Here is a 15,184-nt window from a genome sequence, read left to right on the forward strand (position 1 = left end):
ACGGCAGCGGCGCGACGGCAGCGGCGGGACGCCGGGCGAAGCGGTAGCGGCAGCGGCAGATCAGCGACGGCGGAACTTCAGATAGCCGTAGAGCGCCAGCTCGCTTGCCGCTTCGGCCGCCAGCGTCAGCGCACCGGCTCGCAGGAAGCCGTTGGGGCGGCCGGCGGGACGGCCTGCAGACCGCAGGAGCATTGCTGCCGCTCCTGCGGCCACTGCGGCACTGCCCGCCAGCAATTCCGGATGCGCGAGGACCTTGCGGTGCCAGCGGGCCAACGGGGAATTGCCGGTCATCGGAGTTGCCAGCAGCTCCAGAACTGCCTTGCCAATTGGCAGCACCGGAAAATGCTCGGTGGAGTGGCCATGGGCCTGGCCGGATTCGGCCAGTTCCCCCGCCAGCCGGGGCAGGCCGAGCGCGCCAGCGGTCTGGGCCAGCACCGTTTCGGAGTCCTCGCCCCGCAGCAGTTCCGAGAGCCGGGCCTCAGCCGACTGATCCAACCCGAAGACGGCAGCCAGCGCATCCGTGTGCGGATCGGCCGCGCGGATGAGCGTGCCAAGCAACCGCAGCGCCTCCGCGGAAGCCCGGTCAGTACTGGGAAACGGCTTGGCCTGCGGCTGCCACGCATGCCAGAAATTGTTAGCGGGGTCCTTGCGGGATCCGGGCAGCCAGGCTTCGAAGGCACGCAGCCCGTCCAGGTTCATGAAGGCAGCGATCGGCTTGGTTGATTCCGGCCAGTTGTAGAGTCCCGGGCTGGCTCCCCCATGGACGACGACGATCCGGCGGCCGGGCTTGCTGTCGTCGCTCAGCACGTCCAGCGGCACCGCATTAAGGGCGCCGAACATCAGCAGATCCTCCCGGCGGAACTGCCCGACCATCACGGTACGCAACACCGCCGGATCCGCCGCTTCATCGGCCGCCAGACCGGTTTCGGCTGCTGCGGGATCCAGTTCGAAGGCCGCATCCGCTGCAGGGGCTTCATACTCGAAGCCATCGATGTCGACGGCGGCGCCTGCGGTCAGGGACAGGCTCTGGGCCAGCATGCGGTAGTCGGGTCCGGCAACTGCCGCCCCATCGGTATCAAGCACGGCCACCCGCCCTTCGGGGTCGCGTGCCAGCAGGAATTCGACGACGGTTTGGCCGGCTGCCGGATTCCCGCCGGCGAAAGCACCCAGCAGGGTGCGGTCGGCGAATTCCCGGACGAGCGCCCGGGCGCCGGATTCATCCAGCGGCCACGGCCACCACAGCTGTCCCGATACCGGCTTCCAGCCAAATGCGCTCATGGTCCCACGCTAGCAAGAGCGGCCGCGGATGCACCTACTGCTGCTGATGCCTGCGCAGGAATTCCAGCAGCATGCGGTGGCCCTCGGCGCTGTCCTGGGGGCGATGGTGCCCTGGAGCATGCCGGTGGGTGGCACCCGTCGTGGCCAGGTACTCACCGACTTCCTCGTACAGCGGCTCCCAGCCACCGGTCACGACGAGGGTGGGAAGGCCCGGCACAATGGTCAGCGGCGCAGTCCACGGCGCCTCCTGGAGACGCAGCCTCCGTGCTGCCCGGCGTTCCTCGCGCGTCCGCAGCGGGCCGGCCTGGGAGCCGAACATCAGGCGCGAAAATTCATGCTGGTATTGCTCGTCCGTCAACTCTGCGCGTGCCGCATACAGCGATGCAAGGCGTTCACGGTGCGCCCGGGTTGCCGGCAGGTCCGCAGTCAGCGAGAGGCAGGCAGGCTCGAACAACGTCAAAGACTGTACGAGCTCCGGGCGTTCGACGGCAGCCATCATGGCCGAAATGGCGCCGCGGGAATGAGCGACGACGTGACCGCCGCCGCCGAGGTTCTCGAGCACGATGTGCATGTCCGCCTGGAAGTCCGTGGGCAGCGGCGCCGCCGTCGGGGCGTACCCGTGCCGGCGCAGGAACAGACAGTCGAACTGCCCTGCCAGCCGGTGTTGGTAGGGCCAGGCTGCGGCGCCGAAACGGCCCTGCCCGTGGACAAAGACCACGCGCGGTTTGTCGCTGCCGGCAACCAAGGGGGCCAATCTAGCTGCCAGGGGTCAGCGTTTCGTCGAAGCCGCTGAGGAGGTCCCGCCGCGGCACATCCCGCTGGACGGTGTCCAACCGGTGCCCATCCCGCAGCTCGAGGACAGTCAAAAGCTCGTGGGCCTCCATGCCGGCCTTAAGCTGAGCCGCCTGGGTCCGGCTGAGTTCCAGCAATGCCAGCTGGAAGTCGAGAAAGTCCGCTTGCCCGCCGGCCGCGGCGGCGAGCTCACCGCCGTCGTAGGTACCGCCGTCGTAAATAAAGGTAATGGCCTCTGAGGGCGAGTCCGGTGTCTGCTGGTAGTCAATGGCAAGGATCCGGCCCAGCGGCAGCTCGAGCGTCGTGGCCTGCAGGATGCGGGAAGCGGCCTCGCGCGGGTCCTCGCCGGTCTTGACCATACCTGCCGGCAGGGCAGGGAGGCCGTCGGCATCCGGGGCGAGCAGGACGGAGCCGGCCACCGTGCGGACGATGACAGCCACCGTGGCGGGACGTTTCCAGACGGAACCGTAGAATCCACTCAGATGGTGCTTGGTCACAACTGCCCTCCAAACTCGCTGCGGCTCCGGAGCAAGGCGGCAGGGCCGGCACCGCGGCCGGCCCCTGCGCACTGCGGCTACTTGCCGAGGAACTTTTCGAACCCCTTCGGCAGGTTCAGCGCCGACGGATCGAAGTCCTCCTGCTGCTGGCCGAAGGCTGCGCCCGTGGGCAGCGCCTGCCGCGCATTGGCCCGGCGCTCTTCGGCCTCGCGGAGCTCCTGGGCAGCCTTTGCCGGGTTGCCCGAACGGGCCTTCTTTTTGCCCTTGGCAACCTGCTTGCCTTGCGGGGTCCGCCGAAGCCGCCGGGACCGGCCATCCCGGGCATGCCCGGGATTCCGCCGCCCTGGGCCATCTTCTTCATCATCTTCTGGGCCTGGCCGAAGCGCTCAAGCAGGCCGTTGACTTCCGAAACATGCACACCGGAGCCGCGGGCAATGCGGGCACGCCGGGACCCGTTGATGATCTTGGGCGCCAGCCGCTCGTGCGGGGTCATGGAGCGCACGATCGCTTCGACCCGGTCGATTTCCCGCTCGTCGAAGTTCTCCAGCTGCTGCCGCATGCCTGCCGCGCCCGGCATCATCGTGAGCATCTTCTTCATCGAGCCCATCTTGCGGATCTGCTGCATCTGGGCCAGGAAATCCTCGAGGGTGAAGTCCTCCTGGTCGGCGAACTTCTTCGCCATCCGCTCGGCCTCGCCCTTGTCCCAGGACTTTTCGGCCTGCTCGATCAGGGACAGGATGTCGCCCATGTCGAGGATGCGGTTGGCCATCCGGTCCGGATGGAAGATCTCGAAGTCGTCGAGGCTTTCGCCGGTGGAGGCGAACATCACGGGCTTGCCGGTCACCGAGGCCACGGACAAGGCCGCGCCGCCGCGGGCGTCGCCGTCGAGCTTGGAGAGGACGACGCCGGTGAAGTCGACGCCCTCATTGAAGGCCTGGGCGGTGTTGACCGCATCCTGGCCGATCATCGCATCGATGACGAACAGGACCTCGTCCGGATTGACGGCAGCGCGGATGTCCGCTGCCTGCTGCATCATCTCCGCGTCGATGCCCAGCCGGCCTGCGGTGTCGACGATAACGACGTCGTGCAGCTTGGCTCGTGCCTCGGCCACGCCGTCGCGGGCCACTGTTACGGGATCGCCGGTGACCTCTTCGAAGTCCGACTGCACGCCCGGGTGCGGGGCGAAAACGGGCACGCCGGCGCGCTGGCCATTGACCTGCAGCTGGGTGACGGCGTTGGGGCGCTGCAGGTCGGCGGCGACCAGGATGGGGCTGTGGCCCTGGCCTTTGAGCCACTTCGAAAGCTTGCCGGCCAACGTGGTCTTGCCGGCGCCCTGCAGGCCGGCCAGCATGATGACCGTCGGCGGATTTTTGGCCAGCCGGATGCGCCGGGTTTCGCCACCGAGGATCCGCACCAGCTCATCGTTGACGATCTTGACGACCTGCTGGCCCGGATTGAGCGCGGCGGAAACTTCCTCGCTGAGGGCACGTTCCCTCACATGGGCGGTGAACTCGCGCACCACGGAAACGGCCACATCGGCGTCGAGCAGGGCGCGGCGGATCTCGCGGACGGTGGCGTCGACGTCGGCTTCGGACAGGCGTCCCTTGCCGCGCAGGTTCTTGAAGGTTGAGGCCAACCGGTCAGAGAGTGAATTGAACACGTGCCGTGCACTTCTTTCGTCGATCTTCGGTCAGATCCGGCGGGCAGGGCCGGAGTACAGCTTTTCCAGAGTACCAAGTATGGCCTTGCCGTTGTTCCAGCAATCCGCATCCCGGTGCAGTCCAGGTGGGTTGAAGGGGCGACAGCCGGGGCCCTGGATGGCAAGGTGGAACTGTGACGGCCCAGATGAGCGATTCGACGACGGAACCGAACTCCGGCAAGACACTGATCCGAACGCTGCTGATTCTTGGCGCTTCGGGCGACCTGACGGGCCGGCTGCTGCTGCCCGGTTTGGGCAAGCTGATTGCCCAAGGACGCACCCGCGGCCTGAAAGTCATTGGCGCCGGACCCGGCGATTGGGACGGCGAGCGTTGGCGCAAGCGCGTCCAGACTGCCTTTGACGGATGCACCGCAAATGCCAGCGACGCCGGAGCGCAGGAACTGCACCGGGTCCAGCAGAGTGCGGAGTACCACGTTGTGGACGTGACCGACGATGGCGCCCTGGCCAAGCTGCTGGCTTCGGTGGAGCCGCCGGCAGCCGTGTTCTTCGCGCTGCCGCCGGCCGTCAGCCAGAAGGCCTGCGAGCTGCTCAAACCGGAAGACATACCGGAGGGCACCCGGCTGGTCCTGGAGAAGCCCTTCGGCACGGACCGCGAATCGGCCGCCTCGCTGAACCGGACGCTGTTGAACCTCGTGCCGGAAGACCACATCCACCGGGTGGACCACTTCCTCGGCAAGGCGACGGTGTTCAACATCCTCGGCCTGCGCTTCGCCAACCGGCTGCTGGAGCCGCTGTGGAACAACCTGCACATCGAAAAAATCGAGATCTTCTACGACGAATCCTTGGCGCTGGAGGGCAGGGCCGGCTACTACGACAAGGCCGGCGCCTGCGGGACATGATCCAGAGCCACCTGCTCCAGGTCATGGCGCTAACCGCGATGAATGCTCCGGCCACGCTCAGCGAGCGAGACCTGCGCGACCATGTCGGGAGCGTCCTGCGTGCCAGCTCGGTCGATTCGGACTATGCCAAGAGCACCCGGCGTGCCCGCTACACGGCTGGCACGATCGACGGCCGCACGGTACCTGCCTACACAGAGGAACAAGGCATTGACCCGTCACGGAACACCGAGACGCTGGCCGAAATCGAAGTGTCCATCAACAACAGCCGCTGGGCCGGTGTTCCCTTCGTCCTGCGTTCGGGCAAGGCCCTGGGCAACAGGCAGAAGGAAGTCATCGTCACCTTCAAGCCGGTCCAAGTCCCGGCAGGTTTCACCGGCGTCGACGAACCCACGCGCCTGCGCATCGGACTCGGGCCGGACACCCTGGAGCTGGAAGTCGATGTGAACAGCCCCGGGGACATCTTCACCCTCGACCGTGCCGTGATGGCCGCAGCCTTGCACGCGCCGGATCTGCTCCCCTACGGCGAAGTCCTGGAAGGGGTGCTGAACGGCGACCCGCTGCTGTCGGTGCGCGGCGACATTGCCGAAGACTGCTGGCGGATCGTCGAACCAGTGCTCCGGGCTTGGGATGCCGGCGAGGTACCGCTGGAGGAGTATGCCGCCGGCAGCAGCGGCCCGTCCGGGTGGGAGACGTCCCGCGAGGACCGGCCTCTGGCCCGGAACTGAAAAGCAGCCCGGGGGGCAATCGGCCAGATGGCCGCTGCCCCGGGGCTGCTTTTCAGTTCCCGATCGGATCCGCGTCGGCTAGATAGCGGCTTCGCCGCGTTCGCCGGTGCGGACCCGCACGGCTTCCTCGACGTTGATCAGCCAGACCTTGCCGTCGCCGGCGCGTCCGGTGTTCGCCGTTGCGACCAGCACGTCCACGATGTCGTTGGCCCATTCCTCGGCGACCAGCACCTCGACCCGGATCTTCTTCAGCAGGTCGACGGTGTACTCGGCGCCGCGGTAGACCTCCGTGTGGCCGCGCTGCCGTCCGTAGCCACTGGCCTGGCTGACGGTCAGTCCCTGGACGCCGTAGCTTTCCAGGCTGCTGCGGACAGCTTCGAGCTTTTCAGGCCGGATGATTGCGGTCACGAGTTTCATGCCTTGATCCCTTCCAGGGAGCCGTTGTGGGCGCTGCGGTCGGTGGCCGGATGCGGAACGAATGCGCCGCCGGTGCCCAGGCCGCCGAATTCGTAGGCGCTCTCTGCGTGCTGCGTCAGGTCCACACCGGTGACCTCTTCTTCCTCGCTGACCCGGAAGCCGACGGATTTGTGGATGGCCAGCCCGATGCCGACGGTCAGGATGGCGCAGTAGAGGACCGAAACAACCGCTGCCACAACCTGGGCCCACAGCTGCGCGAAGCCGCCGCCATAGAAGAGCCCGCCGCCGGCCCCATCCACCGGGAGGGCGATGAAGCCCAGGGCAAGTGTCCCGACGATGCCCGCGACCAAGTGGACGCCCACGACGTCGAGCGAATCGTCATATCCGAGCCTGTATTTCAGTCCAACGGCCAGGGCGGCCAAGACGCCCGCAACCAGACCGAGGCTGATCGCACCCACCGGGGACACATTGGCGCAGGCGGGGGTGATGGCCACGAGGCCGGATACGACACCGGAGGCGGCGCCGAGGGAGGTGGGGCGGCCGTCGCGGATTCGTTCGGTGACCAGCCAGCCCAGCATCGCAGCGGCCGGGGCGGCCATGGTGTTGATCCAGATCAGGCCTGCTTCCTCCGCGCTCCCGGCGGCACCGCCGTTGAAGCCGAACCACCCGAACCACAGCAGCGCTGCGCCGAGCATGACGAACGGGATGTTGTGCGGGCGCTGGGCGGGATCCATACCGAAGCCCTTGCGCTTGCCGAGGATCAGCGCCAGGATCAGCCCTGCGACACCGGCATTGATGTGGACTACCGTCCCGCCCGCGAAATCGATGGCTTCACCGGCCCAGGAGCCCACAGCTCCCTCAGCGCTGAGCAGGCCGCCTCCCCAGACCATGAAAGCCAGCGGGCAGTAGACGAGCGTGACCCAGACGGGCACGAAGATGGCCCACGAGCTGAACTTTGCGCGGTCCGCGATGGCGCCGGAGATGAGCGCCACCGTAATGATTGCGAAGGTCGCACCATAGCCGGCGCCGATCAGGTCCTCAGTATTGAGGAGGCCTTCCATGCCGAAGGCCGCGAACGGGTTCCCGAACAGCTGCGCCACTGAATCGCCGCCGCTCATGGAGAATCCCCAGAGCACCCAGACCACGGCGACCAGGCCGATGGAGATGAAGCTCATCATCATCATGTTCAAGGCAGCCTTGGCACGGGTCATGCCGCCATAGAAGAACGCCAGGCCCGGCGTCATGAGCAGCACGAGGGCTGCCGAAATCATTACCCAGACGTGACCTGCTGACAGATCCATTTTCACGTCCTCTCGTCCCTGGGCGGGCGGTTCCCGCTTCTGCCTCAAGATTGCCGCTGCCGTGTTTCCGCCGATGGGAAGCCTGATTGCGGTCAAGTTACAAGCAAGGCAGAAATGTAAAACCCGGGCGTCGGCCGTGTTTCGGCAGTGTTTCGAGCCCGGCTAGGGTGGATGCCATGCCCCTTTTCCGCCGTTCGGCGTCCGCGACGGGTGCCGCCGGAGGCACCCGGGAGAAAGCCGTCCTGTCCCCCATCCCGCGGGACATCAAGGTCCTGATCGCCGCCGCCTTCGTGATTGCGCTGGGCTACGGCATCGTCGCACCGGTCCTGCCGCAGTTCGCTGCCAGTTTCGACGTCGGTGTGGCAGCTGCCAGCATCATCGTCAGCGTGTTCGCTTTTATGCGTCTTGTCTTCGCCCCAGCAGGCGGCGCGCTGGTGGGCAAATGGGGCGAACGCCGCGTCTATCTGGTGGGGCTGCTGATCGTCGCAATCTCCACCGGGGCCTGCGCGGTCGCCCAGGACTACTGGCAGCTGCTGCTGTTCCGCGGCCTCGGCGGCGCCGGCTCCACCATGTTCACCGTCTCAGCCGCAGCCCTGATCCTCCGGCTGGCTCCGCCGGACAGCCGCGGCCGCGTCTCCGGAGCCTATGCCTCAACGTTCCTGATGGGCGGCATCCTCGGCCCCGTGGTCGGCGGCCTGCTGGCCGGGTTCGGACTGCGCATGCCGTTCGTCGTCTACGCCGTGGCGCTGCTCATCGCCGCTGCCGTGGTGGCCATCATGCTCAAGAAGCCTTCGGCGGCCACCGGGGATGAGGTCGCCGTTCCCGAACCGATGGACCTGCGTGAAGCGCTGGCCGATCCCGGCTACCGGGCGGCCGTCGTGTCCGCCTTCGCGAACGGCTGGGCCACCTTCGGCGTGCGGATGGCCTTGATCCCGCTGTTTGCCGCTGCCGTCCTGGGTGCCGGCCCGGAGACCGCAGGCCTGGCGCTCGCGGTCTTCGCCGTCGGCAATGCCCTCGCCCTGACCTTCTCCGGCAGGCTCTCCGACTCCGTTGGCCGCCGCCCGCTGGTCATCGCGGGCTTGGTTGTCGCCGGATTGTCCATTGCAGCCATCGGTTTCACCGACTCCATTCCGCTGTTCGTGGCAGCCTCCGTGACGGCCGGCTTCGGATCGGGCCTGCTGGGACCGGCTCAACAGGCCGCCGTGGCAGACATCATCGGCAGCAGCCGCAGCGGAGGCAAAGTCCTTGCGGTCTTCCAGATGGCGACCGACGGCGGTGCGATCATCGGCCCGGTGCTGGCCGGCGCCTTGGCCGACCGGATCGGCTATGACTGGGCCTTCGCCGTCACCGGAGCAGTGGCCCTGGCGGCGGCGCTGCTGTGGAAGCTCTTCGGCCGCGAGACACTCGCTAAGCCCGCCCAACCGGACGGTTGATCCGCCGTCGGCGTCCGCAACCCCGCTGTGCGGATCGGCACAGACCGAACACTTGAAACTTCAATAAAATGCCCTAGACTGGAGGCATGACTCAGACAGGCAATGTTCCTCCGGTACTCTTCCTCAGCCACGGTGCTCCCCCGCTGGCCGACGACGCCACCTGGACCCGCCAGCTGGCCGATTGGTCGGCGGGGTTCGAAAAGCCCAAGGACATCCTGATGGTCTCCGCCCACTGGGAGAACGCGCCGGTCACCCTCAGCGCCACCGAACGCAAGACGGACCTGGTCTACGATTTCTGGGGCTTCCCGCAGAAGTACTACGACGTCACCTACGACGCACCGCTGGCCCCGGAACTGGCCACCGAAGTCGACCGCCTCGTGGCCGGCCATGGCCACCATGTCGAGCGCGACGAAGCCCGCGGGCTGGACCACGGCGCCTACGTGCCGCTGGTCGAGATGTTCCCGGAAGCGGATGTGCCGGTGGTCCAGATGTCCATGCCGACGCTGGACCCGCAGGGCCTGTTCGAACTCGGCAAGTCCCTCGCCCCGCTCCGCGAGCGCGGCACGCTGATTGTCGGCTCCGGCTTCACCACGCACAACCTGCGCTGGTTCAACCCTGCGGCGGGCCCGGACACCACGCCGCCGGCCGCCTCCAGCGAGTTCGACCACTGGGCCGAGGAAGCCATGGCGCGCGGCGACGTGGATTCCATCCTGGACTTCCTGCACAAGGCACCGGCCGCCCGCGAGGCGCATCCGCGCTCCGAGCACTGGGCTCCGCTCTACGTCGCACTCGGCGCCGCCTACGGCTCCAGCGGAATCGAAGCGAAGACGGCCATCGACGGCTTCTGGTACGGCCTGTCCAAGCGCTCCTGGACGCTGACCTAGCACCGCTCCGCCAGCACCCGCGCCGGCATAACGAAGGGCGCCGTCCGGCAGGTTCCGGACGGCGCCCTTCGCAGCTTCGAGAACGGCTTGCCGCTCCCGTGCACTTGCCCCTAGTTCAGCAGCGCATCGACGAAGCCTTCTGCCTCGAAGGGAGCCAGGTCGTCCGCGCCCTCGCCCAGGCCGATCAGCTTCACCGGCACGCCGAGGCTGCGCTGGATGGCGACCACGATGCCGCCCTTGGCGGTGCCGTCCAGCTTGGTCAGCACGATGCCGGTAATGTCCACGACCTCCGAGAAGACCTTTGCCTGGTTGAGCCCGTTCTGGCCGGTCGTGGCGTCGAGGACCAGCAGCACCTCGTCCACGGTGGCCTGCTTTTCGATGACCCGCTTGACCTTGCCAAGTTCGTCCATCAGGCCGACCTTGTTCTGCAGGCGGCCGGCGGTGTCCACCATGACCACGTCGACTTCCTGGTCGATACCTGCTTTCACCGCTTCAAAGGCGACGGAGGCAGGATCGGCGCCATCGACGTCGGACTTTACCGTGGGCACCCCCACCCGCTGGCCCCAGGTCGCCAGCTGTTCGGCGGCCGCGGCGCGGAAGGTGTCCGCCGCGCCAAGCAGGACGTCCTTGTCTTCGGCGACCAGCACGCGTGCGAGCTTGCCGACGGTGGTGGTCTTGCCAACGCCGTTCACGCCCACCACCATAACGACGGCGGGGCGGTCGGCGTGGCGGTCGACGGCAAGTGAGCGGTCCATGCCGGGGTCGACGAGCTTGACCAGCTCTTCGCGCAGCATCGCCTTGACGCGCTCGGGATCGCGGCTGCCTTCCACCTTGACCCGGTCGCGCAGTGCGTCGACCAATTCCATGGTCGGCTCGGTCCCCAGGTCGGCCAGCAGCAGCGTTTCTTCGATTTCGTCCCAGACGTCCTCGTCGATGTCGTCGCGGGACAGCAGCGCCAGCAGGCCCTTGCCCAACGCGTTGTTCGACTTGACCAGCCGCGCGCGCAGCCGGGCCAGGCGCCCCTGGACCGGGGCGGGGGTCTCCACCGGGACGGTTTCCAGTCCGGAGAGGTCGTCGGCGACTTCGACCTCGGTCGACGGTACGTCCTTTTCGGGCGCCGGGGGCGCGGCCGGCGGAGTTTCGAGCACATCCGTTCCGGCGGTCTGCCCCGCCGCGGGAGCCTGGTCATTGGCATCCCGCGTAGTGGTGTAGGTGCCCGGCGGGGTCTTGCGGCCCTTCAGCAGCAGAATGGCTACGGTTCCGACGACGGCTATGGCGATGACAGCGTACACAATGATGAGGGTTACGTCGTTCACAGACCCTAGCTTCTCACAGCGTCCGCCACCCGAGGTCGCCGTGTCCCCGGGTGGCCTGCCGCTGGGGGCGGCGGGGCGGCCTTGTTCATGCGGCGTTCACACCGCCGGTCTAGAATGTGACGCAAATCCACGCCGTCGGACGTCCGGGAGCAATCCATGGTTGCAGCGCAGTGGACAGGACATGCTCTTCTCGGGGCAGTCCGTCAAGGAAAGCACCGCCGTCATGAATCACTCGATCGGGCGGTTGCGCCGTTCCTCCGCCTTGGCACGGATGAAGGACCGGGCCGCCTCGGAGACTTCATAGCGGTCCTGGTCCGTGGTCTCCCCCACCGAAGTGTTGATCGCATTGGCAACGGTCCGCGGGAGGATGACCGTCCCCGGGTTGTCCATCAGCCATTCCCGGATGCCCGGTTCCAGCTTTCCCCACCACTGCTCGATCTCTGCGGTTTCCATCGCTGTCCCTCCAACGGTTGGCGCCTTGTCCCACCCTATGGCGGCGATGTGAACTGCGTGTTAACGCGCTGTCCGCCCGGATAGCTGCCTGCAGCATGCCTTCAAAAGAGGAGCCATGACGAAAGCGAATCACCCCGCCATGCACAAGACGGTCGAAATCGAACGCAAGTACGACGCCGACGAGTCGGCCACCCTGCCGCTGCTGCATCTGCTGCCAGGGGTCGACTCGGTGGACCAGCCGGTCGAGCACCGGCTGGAGGCCACATATTTCGATACCGAGGACCTGGCCCTGGCCACCCATCGGATCACCTGCCGCCGGCGGACGGGCGGAGACGACGACGGTTGGCACCTGAAAATGCCGTCGGACATCGACGAACGGTTCGAATTCCGCGAGCCGCTGGGCAAGGACCCGGAAACAGTCCCGCTTCCGCTGCTGCGGCTGGTGCGCGCGCAGATCCGCGAAAAGCCCTTGGTCCCGGTCGCCCGGCTGAGGACCAGGCGCCTGGTGCACCGGTTGAACGGCCCCGACGGCGTACTTGCCGAGGTGTGCGATGACCAGGTGGAGGCCGAGGCGCTAGTGCCTGACGGTTCGACCTCGCGCTGGCGGGAATGGGAGATCGAGCTCGCGGACGGGCAGCGCGGGCTGCTGGACGCTGCCGAAGGGCCTTTCACGGCTGCCGGCGGCCGGCCGGCCGGCCATGCTTCCAAACTCATGAGGCGTTGGGCCCAGCCGCCCCGGCTGCACCCGCTGCTGCGGAACCCCAGCGGAAGGTGAGCGCCGCCGACGTCGTGCTTTCCTACCTGCGCACCCAGATGGACTTGCTGAAGACGCAGGACCCCCGGGTACGGCAGGACGCGCCGGACGCCGTGCACCAGATGCGCGTCGCGACGAGGCGGCTACGGTCGGCGCTCGCCACCCACCGGCGCGTGCTTGACCGCGTGCGGACCGACCCAATCCGTGAAGAGCTGACGTGGCTCGCCGGTCTCCTCGGGGACGCGCGGGATGCCGAAGTCCTGCATGAGCGGTTGCGCTCGCTGCTGGGCGAGGAACCGGTGGACCTGGTGCTCGGCCCGGTCCACCAGCGGCTCGACGTCGAGCTGGGCAGCGCATACAAGACTGCGCATGACAAGGTCTTGAAGGCCCTGGAGCAGAAGCGCTATTTCCGCCTCCTCGACGCACTTGAGGGGTTGCTCGCGGATCCGCCGTTGACCCAGGAGGCACACCAGCCGGCGAAGGCCGTCATCGCACGATCGGTCGGGCGTGACCTCAAGCGCGTGCGCCGGGCGGTCAAGGAAGCGAAGCGGGCACGGGGAACGGACTTCGCCGATGCGGCGTTGCATGAGGCTCGCAAGACGGCCAAACGGCTGCGCTACGCATGCGAGGTCGCAGCACCGGTCAGCGGCAAGCGCGCCGCCAAGCTGGAGAAGGCCGCGCACGGGATGCAGCAGGTCCTGGGCGACCACCAGGACAGCTTCGTGGCGCGCCAACTCCTGCGGAAGATGGGTGCCGAGGCCTTCGGACAGCATGAAAACGGCTTCAGCTACGGGCGGCTGCACGCGCTCGAGGAGGCCAGGGCTGCCCGCTCGGCCAGGAAGTTCTGGCGCCACTGGAAGCGTTTCCCGACCACGTTCTGACGAGGGCCGGCCTGTTCCCTCGGGCCTGCTCGGTAGCATCGGAGGATGAAGCCCTTCCTGCTGCTGGCTACCCGCGCCGAGGACACGGCGGCCGACGAGGAGTACGCCGCTTACCTGCGCTGCGGCGGCCTCGCCCGTGGCCAGCTGCACCGGGTCCGGCTTGAGGCGGGGCCGCTTCCGGCCGTCGATCTGGAGCAGTACAGCGGCATCATTCTCGGCGGCAGTCCGTTCACGTCCAGTGATCCGCCGGAGGGCAAGTCCGGCGTACAGCTGCGCGTTGAGGCCGAGCTGATGGCCTTGGTGGACCGCGTGGTCGAGGCGGACTTTCCGTTCTTCGGCGCGTGCTACGGCATCGGCACCCTGGGCCGGATCCGCGGCGGCCGCGTGGACGGGCAGTTCGGTGAGCCGATCAGCGCGGTGGCGGTGGAACTGGCGGACGGCGCCGCGGCCGATCCCCTGCTGTCGGGCGTGCCGCGGCGCTTCAAAGCCTTCGTCGGGCACAAGGAGGCCTGCTCGGTGCTGCCTGCCGGCGCCGTCCGGCTGGCCGGTTCCGCCGCGTGCCCGGTGCAGATGTTCCGGGTGGGCAGCAACGTCTACGCCACCCAGTTCCACCCCGAGCTGGACGAGGCCGGCCTCATCACGCGGATCTCGGTCTACCGCAACGCCGGCTATTTCCCGCCGGCCGAGGCGGACGACGTCGTCGCGTCCATCCGCGGCCACGACGTGCACGTGCCCCAGCGCATCATGGCCAATTTCGTCAGGCGCTACGCGTCCTGACCCGCACTGACGACGGCGGGTGGCGGCTTCACGCCTGGGCGGCCAGCCGTTGCGAAATCACCGTGGAGACGCCATCGCCGCGCATGGTCACGCCGTACAGTGCGTCCGCAACTTCCATGGTCCGCTTTTGGTGGGTGATGACAATGAGCTGGCTCGACTCGCGCAGTTCCTCGAAGATCGTGATCAGCCGGCCCAGGTTCGTATCGTCCAGGGCGGCTTCCACCTCGTCCATGACATAGAACGGCGACGGCCGGGCCTTGAAGATCGCCACCAGCAGCGCGACGGCGGTCAGCGACCGTTCCCCGCCGGAGAGCAGCGAGAGCCGCTTGATCTTCTTGCCGGCCGGACGGGCCTCCACCTCGATGCCGGTGGTCAGCATGTCCTGCGGGTCCGTGAGCACCAACCGCCCTTCGCCGCCGGGAAAGAGCCGGCCGAAGACCCGCTCGAACTGCACGGCGGTGTCGCGGTAGGCCTCGCTGAACACCTGCTCGACCCGCTCGTCCACCTCCTTGATGATGTCCAGCAGGTCCTTGCGGCTGGCTTTGAGGTCCTCCAGTTGGGTGCTGAGGAACTGGTGGCGTTCCTCCAGCGCGGCGAATTCCTCCAGCGCGAGCGGGTTGACCTTACCCAGCGCGGAGAGGTCCCGCTCGGCCTTCTTCAGCCGCTTCTCCTGCTCGGCGCGGACAAAGGGCACACCTTCGACGACCGGGTTGCCGGCTTCGTCCACCTCCGCCCGCAGCTCAGCCCACTTGTCCGTCGACGCCGCGGTGGCCACGGGCACGGGCTGGTCCGGTCCGAACTCGGTAATCAAGTGGTCGGCCGTCATGCCAAGTTCCTCGATGGCCCGATTCTCCAGCGCCTCGATCCGCAGCCGCTGCTGGGCCCTGGCCAATTCGTCCTTGTGCACCGAATCGGTCAGCTCGCGCAGTTCGGCCGCGAGCGCATCGGTGGAGCCGCGGACGGCGGAAAGCTCCTGCTCCCATTCGGCCCGGACCTCCTCGGCTGCGTCCCGTTCGATCGCCGCGGCCTGGACGGAGACGTCCAGCCAGGCCAGCACCTGCTCCACCGCCTTGGCCACCGACGCCGCCTTGGCCGCCTGCAGCTGCCGCTGGCGGGC

Annotated in this window: 13 protein-coding genes and 2 pseudogenes; 6 read left to right on the top strand and 9 right to left on the bottom strand. The window is 67.6% G+C overall.

Features of this window, described 5'->3' with window-relative positions; all coding sequences use genetic code 11:
• Positions 1-60: 60 nt before the first annotated feature.
• The 4 genes and pseudogenes from D477_RS15950 to ffh form a co-directional block, all read right to left on the bottom strand.
• Positions 61-1,278, bottom strand: coding sequence for a hypothetical protein (locus D477_RS15950; RefSeq protein ID WP_005271778.1), 1,218 nt, complete (start codon positions 1,276-1,278; stop codon positions 61-63).
• A gap of 34 nt (positions 1,279-1,312) precedes the next feature.
• Complete coding sequence (locus D477_RS15955; RefSeq protein WP_005271780.1) at positions 1,313-2,032, bottom strand: alpha/beta fold hydrolase; 720 nt, start codon at positions 2,030-2,032, stop codon at positions 1,313-1,315.
• Between the two features lies 1 nt (position 2,033).
• Positions 2,034-2,567, bottom strand: a complete 534-nt coding sequence (locus tag D477_RS21335; RefSeq protein ID WP_005271783.1) for an NUDIX domain-containing protein — start codon at positions 2,565-2,567, stop codon at positions 2,034-2,036.
• 77 nt (positions 2,568-2,644) lie between these two features.
• Positions 2,645-4,227 (bottom strand): annotated as a pseudogene (gene ffh / locus D477_RS15965) (signal recognition particle protein).
• Positions 4,228-4,412: 185 nt separating this feature from the next.
• On the opposite strand from ffh, the pseudogene D477_RS15970 reads away from it, so the two are divergent.
• Positions 4,413-5,851: pseudogene (locus tag D477_RS15970) on the top strand (glucose-6-phosphate dehydrogenase).
• Between the two features lie 78 nt (positions 5,852-5,929).
• Here the strand turns inward: D477_RS15970 and D477_RS15975 are convergent.
• Together D477_RS15975 and D477_RS15980 are read right to left on the bottom strand one after the other, a co-directional pair.
• Positions 5,930-6,268 (bottom strand): P-II family nitrogen regulator, encoded by a 339-nt coding sequence (locus D477_RS15975; protein ID WP_005271790.1) that lies wholly within the window; start codon positions 6,266-6,268, stop codon positions 5,930-5,932.
• Positions 6,265-7,569 carry an ammonium transporter gene (locus tag D477_RS15980; RefSeq protein ID WP_043847322.1) on the bottom strand — a complete coding sequence of 435 codons (1,305 nt, stop codon included), beginning with the start codon at positions 7,567-7,569 and terminating at the stop codon, positions 6,265-6,267. The genes D477_RS15975 and D477_RS15980 overlap by 4 nt, the downstream gene beginning before the upstream one ends.
• A gap of 176 nt (positions 7,570-7,745) precedes the next feature.
• Here D477_RS15980 and D477_RS15985 point away from each other — a divergent pair, with 176 nt between their 5' ends.
• Both D477_RS15985 and D477_RS15990 read left to right on the top strand, forming a co-directional pair.
• On the top strand, positions 7,746-9,002 hold the full coding sequence (locus D477_RS15985) for an MFS transporter (protein WP_005271794.1): 1,257 nt from the start codon (positions 7,746-7,748) through the stop codon (positions 9,000-9,002).
• Positions 9,003-9,088: 86 nt separating this feature from the next.
• Positions 9,089-9,886 carry a dioxygenase family protein gene (locus D477_RS15990; protein WP_005271796.1) on the top strand — a complete coding sequence of 266 codons (798 nt, stop codon included), beginning with the start codon at positions 9,089-9,091 and terminating at the stop codon, positions 9,884-9,886.
• Positions 9,887-9,996: 110 nt separating this feature from the next.
• Here D477_RS15990 and ftsY read toward each other — a convergent pair whose 3' ends face one another.
• Positions 9,997-11,202 (bottom strand): signal recognition particle-docking protein FtsY, encoded by a 1,206-nt coding sequence (gene ftsY, locus D477_RS15995; protein WP_005271798.1) that lies wholly within the window; start codon positions 11,200-11,202, stop codon positions 9,997-9,999.
• 228 nt (positions 11,203-11,430) lie between these two features.
• Positions 11,431-11,655, bottom strand: coding sequence for a hypothetical protein (locus D477_RS16000; protein WP_005271801.1), 225 nt, complete (start codon positions 11,653-11,655; stop codon positions 11,431-11,433).
• A gap of 115 nt (positions 11,656-11,770) precedes the next feature.
• Here D477_RS16000 and D477_RS23005 point away from each other — a divergent pair, with 115 nt between their 5' ends.
• From D477_RS23005 to D477_RS16010, 3 genes are read left to right on the top strand one after another with little or no spacing between them, the layout of a single operon-like run.
• Positions 11,771-12,430 (top strand): CYTH domain-containing protein, encoded by a 660-nt coding sequence (locus D477_RS23005; RefSeq protein WP_202804106.1) that lies wholly within the window; start codon positions 11,771-11,773, stop codon positions 12,428-12,430.
• Complete coding sequence (locus tag D477_RS23010; RefSeq protein WP_202804107.1) at positions 12,427-13,290, top strand: CHAD domain-containing protein; 864 nt, start codon at positions 12,427-12,429, stop codon at positions 13,288-13,290. Before D477_RS23005 ends, D477_RS23010 begins: the two co-directional genes overlap by 4 nt.
• 45 nt (positions 13,291-13,335) lie before the next feature.
• Entirely contained in the window at positions 13,336-14,067 is a 732-nt protein-coding gene (locus D477_RS16010; RefSeq protein WP_005271803.1) for a glutamine amidotransferase, read from the top strand.
• A 28-nt stretch (positions 14,068-14,095) separates the two neighbouring features.
• Here the strand turns inward: D477_RS16010 and D477_RS16015 are convergent.
• The coding region (locus D477_RS16015) for an AAA family ATPase (protein WP_005271804.1) at positions 14,096-15,184 on the bottom strand (1,089 nt) is incomplete at its 5' end.

Source organism: Arthrobacter crystallopoietes BAB-32, from assembly GCF_000328305.2.
GTDB lineage: Bacteria > Actinomycetota > Actinomycetes > Actinomycetales > Micrococcaceae > Crystallibacter > Crystallibacter crystallopoietes_A.